We start from the raw sequence: 15,849 nt of genomic DNA, 5'->3' as shown, positions 1-15,849 counted from the left end.
TTTTGTATGGAAAAAAAGCGTGTTGTAATTACAGGATTAGGAGCAGTTACTCCTGTAGGGAATGATGTAGAAACTGCATGGAACAACATTAAGCAAGGTGTATCTGGAATTGGACGTATTACACGCTTAGATGTAGACCAATTTCCGGCAAAAGTAGCGGCGGAAATTAACGACTTTGAAGTCGAGAAATATATCGATAAGAAAGAAGCGCGTCGTATGGACCGCTTTACACAATATGCTGTTGCAGCTGCAAAAATGGCTGTAGAAGATGCGAAATTAGAAATCACAGAAGAGAACGCTCCGCGTATCGGAGTGTGGATTGGATCTGGTATTGGCGGTATGGAAACATACGAAGAACAATTTAGAGTATATATGGAAAAAGGTGCACGCCGCGTAAGTCCATTTTTAGTACCGATGATGATTCCAGATATGGCAGCTGGTCAAGTATCGATTGCCACAGGGGCTAAAGGAATCAATACTTGTTCAGTAACAGCTTGTGCATCAGGAGCCAATTCAATCGGCGATGCATTTAAAGTAATTCAGCGCGGTGACGCGGATGCAATGATTACAGGCGGAGCAGAAGCACCGTTAACAAATATAGCACTTGCAGGGTTTTGTTCTGCTAAAGCATTAACATTTAATGAAGATCCGGCAACGGCTTGCCGTCCGTTTGATAAAAATCGTAGCGGTTTTGTTATGGGTGAAGGATCTGGTATTCTTATCTTAGAAGAGTTAGAGCATGCACTAGCACGCGGTGCTCATATTTACGCAGAAATTGCTGGTTATGGTGCAACAGGTGATGCATTCCATATTACAATGCCTGCTCCTGGCGGTGAAGGCGGTGTTCGTGCAATGCGTCAGGCATTAGCTGACGCTGGATTACAGCCGGAAGACATCGATTATATTAATGCGCACGGTACAAGTACAGAAGCAAATGAAAAGTATGAAACGATGGCAATTAAAGAAGTGTTTGGTGAGCAGGCATATAAAGTAGCAGTAAGCTCAACAAAATCAATGACAGGACATTTACTAGGTGCAGCTGGTGCAGTAGAAGCGATTATATCTGTTAAAACAATTACAGATGGTATTGTTCCGCCAACAATTAACTATGAAACACCAGATCCAGAGTGTGACTTAGATTGTGTGCCAAATAAAGCAAGACAACAAGAGGTACGTGCTGTATTAAGTAACTCATTAGGTTTCGGTGGTCATAACGCAGCATTAGTATTTAAAGCATATAAATAATAAAAAAGAAAAGAGTGCAGATGAAAATCTGCACTTTTTTTTTGCTTTCTTTCGCATAGTTGCATATGTATGAAACAAAGGGAGGGAGAGAGATGGGAGTGTTTCGAACGGCAGAATTGATGCGCGAGCATTACTGGCAACCAGAAAAAATTTGTGAGAAGTTAACAAAATATATTCCGCTCGAAAAAGAACCTTTGTATCGATTTCTTGTTTCAAAGGGAATGTTTCGCCCAGTAGTAGATGGAGAGAAAGAAATTGACATATTACAAAAAGAACGAGTATGGGAGCAACTGGCAGTAGAGTACAAAGAATTGCGGAAATGGTTGAAAGGACCTGATATACCGGTATTTATTTTATTATCTGATCCGTATAATCGCACGGTTCAGCGAGAATATAACGGAAAAACAGGATTAGCAATGCGAAATGCTTTGTTTTTGTTTGTGAGTTCACAAAATTCGATTGCCGAGTTAAAGGCATTGCTTACCCATGAATATCACCACATATGTCGTATTCATGAAAGCAAGGTGATAGAAGAACAGTATACCATTTTGGATACGATGGTTATGGAAGGATTAGCAGAACAAGCTGTGTATGAAAGGTATGGAGATTCTTACCATGCTCCTTGGGTGTCTTATTATAGTAAAGAAGAAGCGATTATGTTTTGGCATCGGTATATACTAGATAGGTGTGATTTGAAGCGAGGTACAAGGGAGCATGATGTGTTGTTAAATGGATGGAGACTCTATCCGAAAATGCTTGGGTATGCTGTAGGAGCTCATATCGTAAAGGATTGTGTAGAGCATAAGAAATACAATACAAATGCTTTACTAGAAATGGATGCTAAAACCATTTTAAAAGAGGCAGTTTCTTTTGATTCATAAGAATGATGTATGAACTTAGCTGTAGCTAAGTTTTTTTATTTTATCCCGCATTAACGGGCAGTAAGACCCCCACCTCAAGATTTAGAGAGAAGCGAGGAAGATAGGTGGGGGACAACTGCCCGTAAAAGCCCGATTGGTGAGAGCTTTCCCTCAGTGGGGGATGAAAAAAACCCCACTGAGGGAAGTTTCACTTCATCACGTATCAATAGGTAGTAAGTATCCATCTTAAGATTTAAAGAAAATAAAGAAGATAGATGGCATGGTATTAACTTTTTCACTCATTATTAGCGGGGATGATATTTACTGATGAAAGTTTTACTTTACGAGAATGAAAGGTGAGAGACAATGAAGAAATTAATAATAAGAATATATTTCCTCCATTGGAATAAATTTTACGAAAGATGACCATAATGAGAGCTACAAACAGTTGTGAAGTGAGGGGAAAGTAATGTTATATCTGCATGATGTATGGGTAAATTGGTTTGAAGGTGAAGAAAACGGGTATAACGTCTGTCATTTCTATGAATGGCGGAAGGATGATACGATCGAATTGTTAGATCAAGTACCATTATTAAAAGTAGATTCCGCATTATATCATTACATCGAGAACGAATTGCTAGAGCTTCCGCCAAAACTATTGGAAGACGTACATCATAAGGCGTATATTCGAAAAAACCATGAACGACTGCAGCAAGAGTATTGTTTTGTTGTATCAGATGGAAAAGGAATTATTGCAATTGATACAATTGGATACAATATTCCAATACGCAAAAGTCGACTGATTCCAAGACAAGAGCAAATGGTGTATGAAATGGTAGAAAACGTACAGGCAGAAACATATGATTTTGAAGTGGAGGCATCACAAAAGGAACATCATATTTTATCACCTTCTCCGCATATGATGAATGGGCTAACACGGAAAGAAAGACAATTAAAACAACTGCTCTTTATGACGCTAGATCAACTACATACAACGAAGAACCCAGCGGAGATTCGCTATTGGTATACAGAATGGGATCCAGCAGCATATCCATCTGTGCAACACCTGACATTTGAAGAAGTATGGAACCGTTTATATGAAGAAGCAAAGTATGGCTGGTCAGATAAACATGAACAGCTTTGTGAACGGCTTGTGAGAGGACAACCGTTCTTTGAAAAGCTGTGGGAAATGGAAAATGAGCAAAAGGTAAATTAAAGGGAATGATCCAAAAGGCACGTAAGGTGCTTTTTCGGATCATTCCCTTTTTGTGTGTTCATAAAGATATCGGCGGAAGTGACACATTTATCGGCGTTATTTGTGATATATCGGCGCTTCGACAGAATATAAAGTGAAACTTCCATCAGTGATGCTTTTCTCACTGATGGAAAGCTCTCACCAATCGGGCTTTTACGGGCAGTTTTCTTCCCCGCTCTTCTCCAGTCTTTACTGCCCGTTAATGCGGGATAAAGACCTCTCGATAATATTCAGCATGCGAGTAGTCGAGCCGCTTCCGCTTTTCTAGATGTCTAGCTCCAGCGGCTAGAATCTTCGGTCGTTTCGCCCCCTCGGTCGAAGTAAAGAACACTTCTCGGTCGTGGGCTCCAACGTCCTACGATTCTGAACAAGCCGCTTCCGCTTTTCTTCCTTATCTTCGTTTTCTGCTTAATCCCATTGCGTTTTCGACTTTACGAAGTTGTTTCATTGCGACGCGGTTTGCCTTTTCAGCACCTTGATCAAGGATTTCATCTAATTCAGGAGAATTAATGAGTTCATTATATTTGTCTTGAATTGGACGGATTGCTTCTACAACAACTTGTGCTAAGTCGCCTTTGAAGTCGCCGTATCCTTTTCCTTCGTACTTTGCTTCTAACTCTTCCACTGTTTTACCTGAGAAAGAAGAATAGATAGTTAATAAGTTTGAAATACCTGGTTTATTTTCTTTATCGAATTTTACGATGCCGTCTGAATCTGTTACAGCACTTTTAATTTTCTTTTCAATTGTTTTTGGATCGTCAAGTAAGCTAATCATTGATTTTGGGTTTGGATCTGATTTGCTCATTTTTTTCGTAGGTTCTGTTAATGACATAACGCGTGCACCTACTTTTGGAATGCGAATTTCCGGAATAGTAAACACTTCGCGATAACGATTGTTAAAACGTTCTGCTAAATCGCGTGTTAATTCAATATGTTGTTTTTGGTCATCTCCAACTGGAACAATCTCTGTATTGTATAGTAAAATGTCTGCTGCCATTAATGGTGGGTATGTTAATAAAGCAGCCGGAACAGATTCTCTTCCTTGTGACTTATCTTTATATTGTGTCATACGTTCTAATTCACCCACGTACGCAGTACATTGCATAATCCATCCGAGCTGACCGTGTGCTGGAACTTCTGATTGCACAAATAACGTAGATTTGTCTGGATCGATGCCACATGCTAAGTATAATGCTGCTAGACTGCGAATATTTTTGCGAAGCTGTACAGGGTCTTGCGGTACAGTAATTGCATGTTGGTTTACAATGCAGAAATAGCAATCATGTTCATGTTGCAGTTCTGTAAACTGCTTCATTGCTCCTAAATAGTTACCAAGTGTAATTGTTCCGCTTGGCTGAATGCCTGAAAAAATAACTGACATATGTATGTCCTCCTTAAAAAATTATATAGTTTTCATCTTTCAATATTTCGGCCTAGAGTTCTAGCGCCTTGTAATTCTGGACGAGCCGCTTTCGCTTTTTGAATACAAAAAAGCCCATTCATCCCTAAAAATAGGGACGAATGGACCGCGGTACCACCCTAATTATTTTGCTAAAGCAAAATCTCTTTATCCATTGTAACGTTGGATGTAACGCCAAAGCCTACTCCTAAAACGTTTCGGTTTGGTGCTCAAAAGCCCATTCCATACTGTACAATTACTTGTTTTCACCGACCACAAGCTCTCTGAAATTGCTTCAATATGTACTCTTCTTTCTCATCGCATGCATATAAATTTGTAAGTAAATATTTTCGCACTATTATAACACACAATGAGTGGTTTGCAAACTATATAAGAACAGTGAAGCTAATGATTGTTGAAAGTGCTCCTAATAGGATACCGGTAATAACGATAGGATATGTCCATGCAAAAGAATATGTGCGGTACAATATTTCTTTCGGATCACGCTTTTCTTCGCCTTCAATTAAAGATTCAACTTTTTTATTTGATCGACCTAATTTCTTAAAAGAATACATTGTTACATTGAAAAAACCACGCTGAAATAAAAATAGAAATCCTCCGATAATAATAAAGATTAAGGCGATATAAAACATAATATTGACAAAATTCAACAAAAAGGAAGTAGAAAGGATAAAAGCACATGCACAAGAAATCGTGATTGTGATGCCTGTTAATATACTAATACGTGAAAAAAGCGTATTCAAATGCTTCACCTCCACAAAAAAATTACTAGAATTATTATACTATAAAAGTTATAATGAGTACTATAAAGAATTTTTAGAAAAATATACATAATTTCGTATTTTGTTGCAATTAGATAACTACAATGTTAAGGTCTATCTTTACAAAAGATACAAAAAAAACATTTTAGTTTAAAAATTTTAACAAAAAAATAAAAAACTATATTCACAATCGCCTTATTATATGTATAATGAAAATTGTAGAAACTTGGAGATTATTCTTTCAATTCTGCATTTTTACATAGTGAGGGCATAGGGGGTGCACTTAGGGGAGGCAATACAACATGAAGAAGAAGCTGCTATTATTCCTTGCATCGACATTAATAGTTAGCATGCTAGGAGCTTGCGGATAAAAAGAGAAAAAGCAAGCGAAGGGAAAGCAACAAGTAATAACAAAGGGAAGTAAGAGTTGAATTTAACAGAAGTATCTGAAATTCCGACAATGGATGTGTTTTAATTATAATATTCTGAATCTTCTAACGTGTTAAACGATACAATGGAAGAGTTATACCGAGTTGGAATGAACTTGAGAAAGTTTTAATTCAAGAGGATGCAGTTATTGCTCCTGTGTTCCAAAAGGGAACATCATATATGCAAAAAAGCGCTGTAAAAGATGTTGTCAAACGTAATTATGGCGGCAAGTTTTTTTACAAGTGGGCTTCTGTCCAACAATAATATACTTTACTCCATCGGTTACAACGGGTATATGCCTATGATGGGCATATGCTCTTATTTTAAATCAATAATAGTAAGAATATTTTAAACTATCTTATTGCTTTTGAGAAAATGGGGAGGTGCTAGTTATGGGACGTTATACATTGCAACGTTTCGCGTACATGATTATTACATTATTTTTAATCACAACATTAACATTCTTTTTAATGAAATTATTGCCGGGTTCTCCGCTTAAAAACCAAGAGAAGTTATCGCCAGCACAAAGGGAAATCATTTTAGAAGAGTATGGTTTAAATGATCCTCTACCAGTACAATATGTGCACTACATGAAGAATTTAGTTCAAGGAGATTTAGGGGTGTCCTTCCAGTATGATAACCGTCCAGTAACAGATATGGTTGTAAGTCGTATTGGTCCATCAGCACAATTAGGTTTTCAAGCGATTGTTTTAGGAACTTTTATGGGATTATTACTAGGTATTGTTGCAGCTCTTCGTACGAATACGTGGGCTGATTACGGGGCGACATTCATTTCGGTACTCGGAATGTCTGTACCAGGATTCGTTTTTGCAGCATTATTACAATATTATGTAGCAGTACAAGCGGGATGGCTGCCGGTAGCATTTTGGAAAGGATTTGAATACACAATTCTACCGACGATTGCGTTATCTGTAGGTGTAACAGCTACAATTGCTCGTTTTGCACGTACAGAATTAATTGAGGTTATGCAGGCTGATTATATTTTAACAGCAAAAGCAAAAGGGCTTAGTAAAGGTGTAATCATTGTAAAACATGCGTTACGAAATGCTCTTATTCCGATTATTACAATTTTAGGTCCAATGGTTGCTAACTTGATGACAGGAACACTTGTTATTGAGCAAGTATTTGCTATACCAGGTTTAGGGGAACAGTTCGTTAAGTCTATAACATTGAACGACTACACAGTTATTATGGGTACAACCCTTTTCTATAGTGCAGTTTTCATTTTTGTTATATTTATTGTCGATATACTATACGGTATAGTTGATCCTCGTATTCGTTTAGCGGGAGGGAAAAAATAATGAAAGATATCCAAAAAATATCTCCAGATTTATTTCAACCAGCAAATCGCAGCAATACTGATAATGAAGTTATTGCCCGTCCGAGTATAAAATTTTGGGAGGATGTAAGAAGACGTCTGTTTCAACATAAAGGTGCAGTCTTTGGAATGGTTATTCTCCTTATAATTGCGTTATTAGCGATTTTTGGTCCGATGATGAGTAAATATTCTTATAAAGATCAAGATTTAAACCGTGCGAAAATGCCGCCGAGAATACCGGTGTTAGAGAATATTCATTGGCTGCCGTTTGATGGTGTGGATCAATACGGTGTAGACCAATATGAAAAACGAGATATTAAAGAGTATTTCTGGTTTGGTACAGATGATCTTGGCCGCGACATTTGGACAAGAACGTGGGAAGGAACACGAGTATCTTTATATATCGCATTATTAGCAGCGGCAATTGATTTAGTTATCGGGGTTGCATATGGTGGTATTTCCGCATTCTACGGGGGCCGCGTTGATAATTTAATGCAACGTTTTGTTGAAATATTAAATGGTATTCCGTACTTAATTATCGTAATTTTAATGGTAATTATAATGGATCCTGGTATTTTATCGATTACATTTGCAATGGCTCTTACAGGATGGATTGGAATGTCACGTGTTGTTCGTGGACAAGTATTGAAAATGAAAAATCAAGAGTATGTATTAGCATCACGCACACTTGGAGCAACAAATACACAATTAATTGTAAAACATTTAGTACCAAACTTAATGGGTTCTATCATTGTTATGACAATGTTCACAATTCCAAGTGCAGTGTTTGGAGAAGCTTTCTTAAGTTTCATTGGTCTTGGAATTCAGCCACCGTTAGCATCATTAGGTTCTCTAGTAAGTGATGGGTATAAGTCAATTCAAACATATCCGCATATGATGTTTATTCCAGCGGCCGTAATTAGTATGTTAATCTTAGCATTTAACTTAGTAGCAGACGGTTTACGCGACGCGTTAGATCCGAAAATGCGTAAATAAGGAAGAAAGGAGACAGAATGATGAAAACATTGTTAGAAGTAAAAGATTTACACGTTTCTTTCGATACGCATGCTGGTGAAGTACAAGCGGTGCGCGGAGTTACTTTTGACTTAAAAAAAGGAGAAACATTAGCGATTGTAGGGGAGTCTGGTTCTGGTAAATCCGTTACATCTAAAGCGTTGATGGACTTAATTCCAAAGCCACCAGGGCGTATTAAAAAAGGAGAAATTATTTTTGATGGTCGTGATTTAACGAAGTTAACAGAAAAAGAAATGCAGCAAATTCGCGGAAAAGAAATTGCGATGATTTTCCAAGATCCAATGACATCATTGAATCCAACGATGACAATTGGAAACCAAATTATGGAAGGTCTCATTAAGCATCAAGGAATGAGTAAGGCAGACGCTCGCAAAGTGGCGCTAGAGCTCCTTGATCTTGTTGGAATCCCAAATCCGGAAGCGCGCTTAAAACAATATCCACACCAATTTTCAGGTGGTATGAGACAACGTGTTGTTATTGCAATGGCGCTTGCTTGTAACCCGAAATTACTAATTGCCGATGAGCCGACGACTGCACTTGACGTAACAATTCAAGCGCAAATTTTAGAATTAATGAAAGACATTCAGCAAAAAACAGAAGCAGCTATCATCTTTATTACGCATGACTTAGGTGTTGTTGCGAATGTGGCGGATCGCGTGGCTGTTATGTATGCGGGGAAAGTTGTAGAAATTGGAACAGTTGATGAGATTTTCTATAACCCAAAACATCCGTATACATGGGGATTATTAGCTTCTATGCCGAGTTTAGATGGTGAGGAAGAGGAATTGTATGCAATTCCAGGTACACCGCCAGACTTATTAAAACCGCCAAAAGGTGATGCGTTTGCAGCGCGTAATCCACAGGCGTTAAAGATTGATTTTGAAATGGACCCACCTTTATTTAAGGTAAGTGATACACATTATGCAGCAACGTGGCTACTTCATGAACAAGCTCCAAATGTGGAGCCGCCTGAAATTGTCCAAAGACGTATTCGACAAATGAAAGCGGGTGAACAGCATGACTAATAATCGTGAGAAATTAATTGAAGTAAAAAATGTAAAGCAACATTTTAATGTGAGCGGTGGAGTTGTAAAAGCAGTTGATGATGTTACGTTTGATATTTACCGCGGAGAAACATTCGGACTTGTAGGAGAGTCTGGTTCTGGTAAATCAACAACAGGAAGAACAATCATTCGTTTATATGATGCAACAGCAGGTGAAGTATTATTTAATGGTGAAAATGTGCATGGTAAAAAATCCCGTGCTGAATTAAAGAAATTTAACCGTAAAATGCAAATGATTTTCCAAGATCCGTATGCATCATTAAACCCGCGTTTGAGCGTTGGAGACATTATCGCAGAAGGTATTGATATTCATGGTCTTGCAAAGAACAAAGAGGATCGTATGAAGCGTGTGTACGAATTGCTTGAAACAGTTGGTCTAAACCGTGAGCATGCAAGTCGTTTCCCTCATGAATTCTCTGGCGGACAACGTCAACGTATTGGAATTGCGAGAGCGCTAGCAGTAGAACCGGATTTTATTATCGCGGATGAGCCAATTTCAGCGCTTGACGTGTCGATTCAAGCGCAAGTAGTTAACTTATTGAAAAAATTGCAAAAAGAAAAAGGGCTAACATTTTTATTCATTGCGCATGATTTATCAATGGTAAAATATATTAGTGATCGCATCGGTGTTATGTATCACGGGAAAATTGTGGAGCTGGCAACGAGTGAAGAGTTATATGAGCATCCAATTCATCCGTATACAAAATCACTATTATCAGCAATTCCACTTCCAGATCCAGATTATGAGCGCAATCGTAAACGTATCGTGTATGATCCATCTCAGCATCAATATGGTAATGAAGAGCCAAAGATGCGAGAAATTCGCCCGGGGCATTTTATTCTTTGCTCAGAAGCTGAATATAAGAAATATAAAGAAATTTATCAATAAGAGAAAACGAGCACATGAAAAATGTGCTCGTTTTTTTGTTCTTCTAGTACCTTTTAACAAAATATATTATAAAAATCCCATAATTATATTTAGATAATTTAAATTAGTTAAAAAATAAACATGAATATTGATACATAAATGCGATTGGGATATAAAATGTTAACAGAAAATTTTAATAAGATAGAAAAATAAGTATACAAATAATCAATTTGTATGTATAATGTGAATTGTTAGAACTTAATTACTTTTTATTCTTTTTAATGAAAGGGCTAACATTTTTGGGGAGGGTATAATACATGAAGAAAAAGGTGCCGATGCTACTTGCATCAACATTAACAGTAAGCATGATTCTAGGGGGATGCGGATATTCAAAAGAAGATTCGCAAGCAAAAGCAAAAGGGGACACAAGTAGTGCAAAGCAGGTGATTAACCTGGTTGAAACAGCTGAGCTTCCAACGATGGATACAACATTAACAACAGATGGAACATCTTCAAATGTAATGAACAATACAATGGAAGGGTTATATCGTCTTGGAAAAGATAATAAATTAGTTCCAGGTGTTGCTGAGTCGTATGAAAAATCAGCAGATGGAAAGAAATATACGTTTAAATTACGTAAAGATGCAAAATGGTCAAATGGTGACCCAGTAACCGCAAAAGATTTTGTGTATTCTTGGCAGCGAGCAGTAAATCCAGATACAACTGCAAAATCTGCTTACATAATGTTTGATGTGAAGAATGCAGAGAAGATCAATATGAAACAATTGCCGCCAGAACAATTAGGTGTAAAAGCAGTTGATGATTATACATTGGAAGTAGAACTAGACAATCCAGTTCCATATTTTGTAGATTTAACAGTGTATCCGTTGTTCTATCCTCTTAATGAGAAATATGTGAAAGAACAAGGCGCGAAGCACGGATTGGAAGCAAATACAACATTGTATAATGGACCATTTGTATTAAGTGAATGGAAGCATGAGCAAAGCTTCCAGTTAAAGAAAAACCCATCTTATTGGGATAATAAAACAGTCAAACTAGAGGAAATCAACTATAATATCGTAAAAGATACAGCAACAGCGGTAAATTTATATGAAACAAACGCAGTTGACCGTGTTTATTTATCGGCAGAATTTGTAGATAAATATAAAAAAGGTAGCGATTTTAAAACGACAAGCGATCCAACAGTATATTTCTTACGTTTAAATGAAAAAAATCCAGCTTTAGCGAATAAAAATATTCGTAAAGCAATTTCCATGGGCTTTGAGCGCGAATCAATGGTAAACACACTATTGAATAACGGCTCAAAAGGAGCATACGGTTTAATTCCAGCTGACTTTGTTAAGGGACCAAACGGAAAAGATTTCCGCAAAGAGAATGGAAACCTTGTAAAAGCTGATGCGAAAGAAGCGAAGAAGTATTGGGAAGCTGGTAAAAAAGAACTTGGAAAAGATACAATTGAATTATCGTTATTAAACTCTGATACAGAATTTGCAAAGAAAACAAGTGAGTATTTAAAAGGTGAATTAGAAAAGAATTTACCAGGCTTAAAAGTGAATATTAAAACACAACCTTTTGCGCAATTGTTAAAATTAGAGAGCAGCGGTGATTATGACATCTCATTTAGCGGTTGGGGACCAGATTACCCAGATGCAATGACATTCCTTGATATGTTTGTGACAAACGGTGCACAAAATAAAATGGGTTACTCAAACCCTAAGTATGATGAAATTATTACAAAAGGTAAACAAGATAGTTCAGACTTACAAGGTCGTTGGAACAATTTATTGAGTGCAGAGAAAATGTTATTTGATGATGCAGTTATTGCACCGATATACCAACGCGGAAGAGCGTATCTACAGCGCGAAACAATACAAGATATTTACATCAATAAATATGGTCCAGAGTTAAGCTTTAAATGGGCTTCTGTAAAGTAAGTAAAATGAATTTTTGATTCTAGAGGGTGCTTCGTCATTCCTTATGGATTATTAGTTGAATTAACGAGAGCTTTAATACTTGTTAGTTTAGAATAAAATAATAAGCATAAAAATGAAGCAGGATTCCAATCCTGCTTCATTTTTTAGTACGTATGTTTTTTATAAATACCTTTACCGCCAACTTTATTCCAACCAGCTTGCACTTCAGAGGATTTATCTACGAATTTCATTTTGTCTTTACCGCCAAACAATTTTTCTCCAATCCCATTTGTGATAATTCCGACTGTTGCGGTAATCCCAATGACTAATACTGCAACGATTGCGAAATCAAGAAAAAATGCCCCCATATATAAGCCTCCTTTGTATATGTATATATGTATTGTATGTGAAAAAAGATAGAAAAGAAAGAATTGTCTGAAAAGATATGTGTGTTTTAATCCCGCATTAACGGGCAGTAAGACTTCCACTGATGGAAGTTTCACTTTATTTTTTACTGATAGCAATTGCTTAGAATCATAATACTTTTTACTCGTAAAGTGGATGAGCAAAATGATGTTAAATTGGATGGACCTTTTCGGGAAAATATCTCTTATTATAGAAGAGAAAGGTAGTATCTTTAAGTATATTGGTTATGTTCTTAAGCATAGAATGTGTCTTTTATCCCGCATTAATGGGCAGTAAGACCCCCACCTCAAGGTTTAAAGAGAAACAAGGAAGATAGGTGGGAGATAACTGCCCGTAAAAGCCCGATTGGTTCAACTAACCATCAGTGGGGGGAAACCCCCCACTGATGGAAGTTTTACTTTATATTCATATTCCATATAGTTACTAGAGAATGATCCCTTAGTATAGACAAATGTCCTCATCTAGAAAATGTAAAATTTTTCGGAAATCTATTTATTAAGTTTTCTGTTCAAATAGACTGATTTTAGAGAGGTGAAAACCAATGAAATTTGCATTTTTATTAGTCATTATTATTATAATTGGATCACTCCTTGGTACGGTATTAGTTGCAAGAAATACGGAGGAGAATTATGGTAACTCTACGAAGCAGAATGTGACTAATTTGTCTGTTATTTATATCGTACTTCTTTTAAGTCTTCTCATAGGAGTTACATGGTATGCGATTGTCATCTTGTAGTCTTACTGCTCGCGATTAGCGGGATAAAGGTTAGCGAATTCCTTTATTCCGCATTAACGGACAGTAAGACCCACCTCAAGATTCAGAGAAAATCGAAGAAGATAGGTGGGAGATAACTGCTGGCATGCGCCCAATTGGTTCAACTAACCATCAGTGGGGGATGAAAAAAATCCCTACTGATGGAAGTTTCACTTTATATTTTGGCGGTGGTTTCGCAGGTAATCTTAATTATTAAATACAATCTCAGATTAGCCGTTGTCGAAGATATGATTCAAGAGTGCAATCAATAGAAAAATCGAAATCAAAAAATATTATTTTAGAGCGTAACGGAGATGATAAAATATGACGACCTGGTTTATACTTTCGTTGATTCTTATGTTTTCTATTAAATTAATAGTGACGAGTCTTCCAACCTCTGTTGTGGAATCGTTTGCCCAAAAATTTGAATTGCATCCAAAACTTAATGATGCGAATGTCACCGTAACCATCGACGGAAAATGCTTGGAAGGTGAAGATAAAATTCAAGTTATTAATCATTTTAACGAAGCGTTATTTTTAGAGAAATATTATTTTCCTCCAAATAGCAGTGGGACGCCATTAATCATTGATACTAAAAGAGGCAAAAACAATGTTAGGTTTTCTGTGTATAGTTACGACGATCACGTTGATGTAGTCAAACAGTACAAGAAGAAAGTAGTCGCGTATAGTCTGCGTTCCAATAGCCTTCAAAAACATTCTATGTTAATAACAGGGGAGATGAATGAAACGACAGCTGAAGCGCTGTAAGCATTTGCAAAGCTCCCATCTAAAATAGAAAGAAAAGGATTCCTAAACTATAGGGAATCCTTTTTTTATTAATATATGGAATTGTTTTAGATAAGTGGATGATTAAAATACTATAGAAGTGGATGGTTATTTTTTTGAGATGTTTGTTTATTATAAGTAGGGTAGTACTTTTAAATTTATTTTAATTATTCATGTCATTAAATTTATAAATAAAGAAATGATGATAAGGATGAAACGAAATGGAATGGAAACCCGATCGTGCGAATAAGAAGCCGGTCTACAAACAAATTGCAGACTATATTGAATATGGGATTTCTTCGGGAGAATTTTCACCAAATAGTATGTTACCTTCGGAACGTACTTTAGCAAAAGAGTTGCAAGTTAATCGCAGTACGATAGTATCTGCATATCAGGAGCTGCAGTCGCTCGGGGTAGTAGAGCGAAAAAAAGGAAGCGGAACGCGTGTAAGTACAGATATATGGGGAATATCGCATAAACGCATCCCAAACTGGGGCCGATATGTAGAGGATGGCTCATTTCTCCCAAATTTGCCACTAGTTCAGCGAATTCGTATGGAAACTCAAAAGACGGATTTAATTAATTTAGCTGGAGGAGAATTGTCACCGGATTTGTTTCCAACCGATCAATTTCGTACCATTCTCTCAGAGCAAACATTTACAGGACATTTAGGTTATGATCATCCACAAGGCAATGAGATATTGAGGGAAACAATTTCTTGGCATGTTGATAACTATAAAAATATAGATGCTGATCCTTCTTCCATTCTTATTACGTCAGGCGCTCAACAAGCACTTCATCTTATTGTTCAATGCTTGCTTAAGCCGGGGGATGCTGTTGCTATTGAAGATCCATCTTATTGTTTTTCCCTTCCATTATTCCAATCTGCTGGGTTAAAAACATTTCATTTACCTATGGATCAACATGGCATTAATCCGGATGATATTATAGATTTACACAAAAAACATAGATTGCGAATGATATTTTTAAATCCCGATCATCATAATCCTACAGGAAGTGTTCTTTCATTAGCACGTCGTAAAAAGATTCTAGAATTGTCGTCCGATTTTGGTATACCTATTGTAGAAGATGATCCCTACAGCTTAACTTCTTTCAGTGGAAAAGTAAATTCAACCTTAAAATCTATGGATTATAATGGAAATGTTTTATATGTTAGTTCATTATCGAAAATTGTAGCATCAGGATTACGAATTGGATGGATTATTGGACCTTCACAAGTAATTCAACGTCTGGCGGATGGGAAGCAGCAAGTGGATTTTGGACATAGTGTATTCCCTCAATGGGTGGCAAATCAATTTTTGAGATCGGAATATTTTAATGCTCATATTTGCATGCTTCGAAAACAACTCAAACAGAGAAGGGATCAAATGACCTTAAGTCTTGATAAATTTTTAGGTAAACAAGTTGAATTTCTTGTTCCAGAAGGTGGCATCCATTTATGGTGTAAGATACCGAATTCAATTAATGAATATCATTTATTGGAAGAATCTATACGAAAGGGTATAGTCTTTGTTCCAGGGAGTATTTTTGGTTCGGAAAAAGGGTATGTGCGTTTTACTTTTGGAAGAGGAGACACAAACCTCATTCGTGAAGGTATTAAAAGATTCGCGGAGACAGTAAACAACATTCGATAATTATGTATATAAAAAGTA

The 15,849-nt window shown here is 36.8% G+C and carries 14 protein-coding genes, 1 pseudogene and 1 other annotated feature; of the genes and pseudogenes, 12 read left to right on the top strand and 3 right to left on the bottom strand.

Annotation, left to right across the window (positions count from 1 at the left end; genetic code table 11):
* Positions 1-6: 6 nt before the first annotated feature.
* From fabF to ACTDJC_RS10600, 3 genes are all read left to right on the top strand, one after another.
* On the top strand, positions 7-1,245 hold the full coding sequence (gene fabF / locus ACTDJC_RS10610) for a beta-ketoacyl-ACP synthase II (RefSeq protein WP_440603342.1): 1,239 nt from the start codon (positions 7-9) through the stop codon (positions 1,243-1,245).
* Positions 1,246-1,337: 92 nt separating this feature from the next.
* The gene (locus ACTDJC_RS10605) at positions 1,338-2,126 is read left to right on the top strand and encodes a DUF2268 domain-containing protein (protein ID WP_440603341.1); all 789 of its coding nucleotides are present in this window, start codon (positions 1,338-1,340) and stop codon (positions 2,124-2,126) included.
* A 448-nt stretch (positions 2,127-2,574) separates the two neighbouring features.
* Entirely contained in the window at positions 2,575-3,321 is a 747-nt protein-coding gene (locus tag ACTDJC_RS10600) for a YjbA family protein (protein ID WP_098306176.1), read from the top strand.
* A 430-nt stretch (positions 3,322-3,751) separates the two neighbouring features.
* Here ACTDJC_RS10600 and trpS read toward each other — a convergent pair whose 3' ends face one another.
* A complete protein-coding gene (trpS, locus tag ACTDJC_RS10595) occupies positions 3,752-4,741 on the bottom strand; it encodes a tryptophan--tRNA ligase (RefSeq protein WP_440603340.1) in 990 nt (329 codons plus the stop codon).
* A gap of 129 nt (positions 4,742-4,870) precedes the next feature.
* Positions 4,871-5,087: a binding site (T-box leader), on the bottom strand.
* A 58-nt stretch (positions 5,088-5,145) separates the two neighbouring features.
* Positions 5,146-5,523 carry a DUF3899 domain-containing protein gene (locus tag ACTDJC_RS10590; protein ID WP_440603339.1) on the bottom strand — a complete coding sequence of 126 codons (378 nt, stop codon included), beginning with the start codon at positions 5,521-5,523 and terminating at the stop codon, positions 5,146-5,148.
* Positions 5,524-5,645: 122 nt separating this feature from the next.
* On the opposite strand from ACTDJC_RS10590, the pseudogene ACTDJC_RS10585 reads away from it, so the two are divergent.
* The 6 genes and pseudogenes from ACTDJC_RS10585 (at position 5,646) to ACTDJC_RS10560 (ending at position 12,231) form a co-directional block, all read left to right on the top strand.
* Positions 5,646-5,847, top strand: a pseudogene (locus tag ACTDJC_RS10585) (hypothetical protein).
* A gap of 515 nt (positions 5,848-6,362) precedes the next feature.
* Complete coding sequence (gene opp3b / locus ACTDJC_RS10580; RefSeq protein WP_098306180.1) at positions 6,363-7,292, top strand: oligopeptide ABC transporter permease; 930 nt, start codon at positions 6,363-6,365, stop codon at positions 7,290-7,292.
* Positions 7,289-8,305 carry an oligopeptide ABC transporter permease gene (gene opp3C, locus ACTDJC_RS10575; RefSeq protein ID WP_098306182.1) on the top strand — a complete coding sequence of 339 codons (1,017 nt, stop codon included), beginning with the start codon at positions 7,289-7,291 and terminating at the stop codon, positions 8,303-8,305. The genes opp3b and opp3C overlap by 4 nt, the downstream gene beginning before the upstream one ends.
* 20 nt (positions 8,306-8,325) lie before the next feature.
* Positions 8,326-9,369, top strand: a complete 1,044-nt coding sequence (locus ACTDJC_RS10570) for an ABC transporter ATP-binding protein (protein ID WP_440603338.1) — start codon at positions 8,326-8,328, stop codon at positions 9,367-9,369.
* Positions 9,362-10,297: an ABC transporter ATP-binding protein gene (locus tag ACTDJC_RS10565; RefSeq protein WP_440603337.1), complete on the top strand. Its 936-nt coding sequence runs from the start codon at positions 9,362-9,364 to the stop codon at positions 10,295-10,297. The genes ACTDJC_RS10570 and ACTDJC_RS10565 overlap by 8 nt, the downstream gene beginning before the upstream one ends.
* A gap of 296 nt (positions 10,298-10,593) precedes the next feature.
* Positions 10,594-12,231, top strand: a complete 1,638-nt coding sequence (locus ACTDJC_RS10560; RefSeq protein WP_440603336.1) for a peptide ABC transporter substrate-binding protein — start codon at positions 10,594-10,596, stop codon at positions 12,229-12,231.
* A gap of 143 nt (positions 12,232-12,374) precedes the next feature.
* Here the strand turns inward: ACTDJC_RS10560 and ACTDJC_RS10555 are convergent, their stop codons facing one another.
* On the bottom strand, positions 12,375-12,578 hold the full coding sequence (locus ACTDJC_RS10555) for a hypothetical protein (RefSeq protein WP_440603335.1): 204 nt from the start codon (positions 12,576-12,578) through the stop codon (positions 12,375-12,377).
* 599 nt (positions 12,579-13,177) lie between these two features.
* Between ACTDJC_RS10555 and ACTDJC_RS10550 the strand changes: the two genes are divergently transcribed.
* The 3 genes from ACTDJC_RS10550 to pdxR all read left to right on the top strand — a co-directional run bounded on the left by ACTDJC_RS10550 (position 13,178) and on the right by pdxR (position 15,831).
* A complete protein-coding gene (locus tag ACTDJC_RS10550) occupies positions 13,178-13,372 on the top strand; it encodes a hypothetical protein (RefSeq protein ID WP_098306192.1) in 195 nt (64 codons plus the stop codon).
* Between the two features lie 342 nt (positions 13,373-13,714).
* The gene (locus ACTDJC_RS10545; protein WP_440603334.1) at positions 13,715-14,158 is read left to right on the top strand and encodes a YfmQ family protein; all 444 of its coding nucleotides are present in this window, start codon (positions 13,715-13,717) and stop codon (positions 14,156-14,158) included.
* Between the two features lie 239 nt (positions 14,159-14,397).
* Positions 14,398-15,831: a MocR-like pyridoxine biosynthesis transcription factor PdxR gene (gene pdxR / locus ACTDJC_RS10540; RefSeq protein ID WP_440603333.1), complete on the top strand. Its 1,434-nt coding sequence runs from the start codon at positions 14,398-14,400 to the stop codon at positions 15,829-15,831.
* The last annotated feature ends 18 nt before the right edge of the window (positions 15,832-15,849 follow it).

The organism is Bacillus sp. GB_SG_008 (assembly GCF_052038115.1).
In the GTDB taxonomy this organism is placed as follows: Bacteria; Bacillota; Bacilli; order Bacillales; family Bacillaceae_G; genus Bacillus_A; species Bacillus_A rhizoplanae.
Note: the sequence above shows the minus strand (reverse complement) of the source record. Positions and strands in the feature narration are given on the sequence as shown.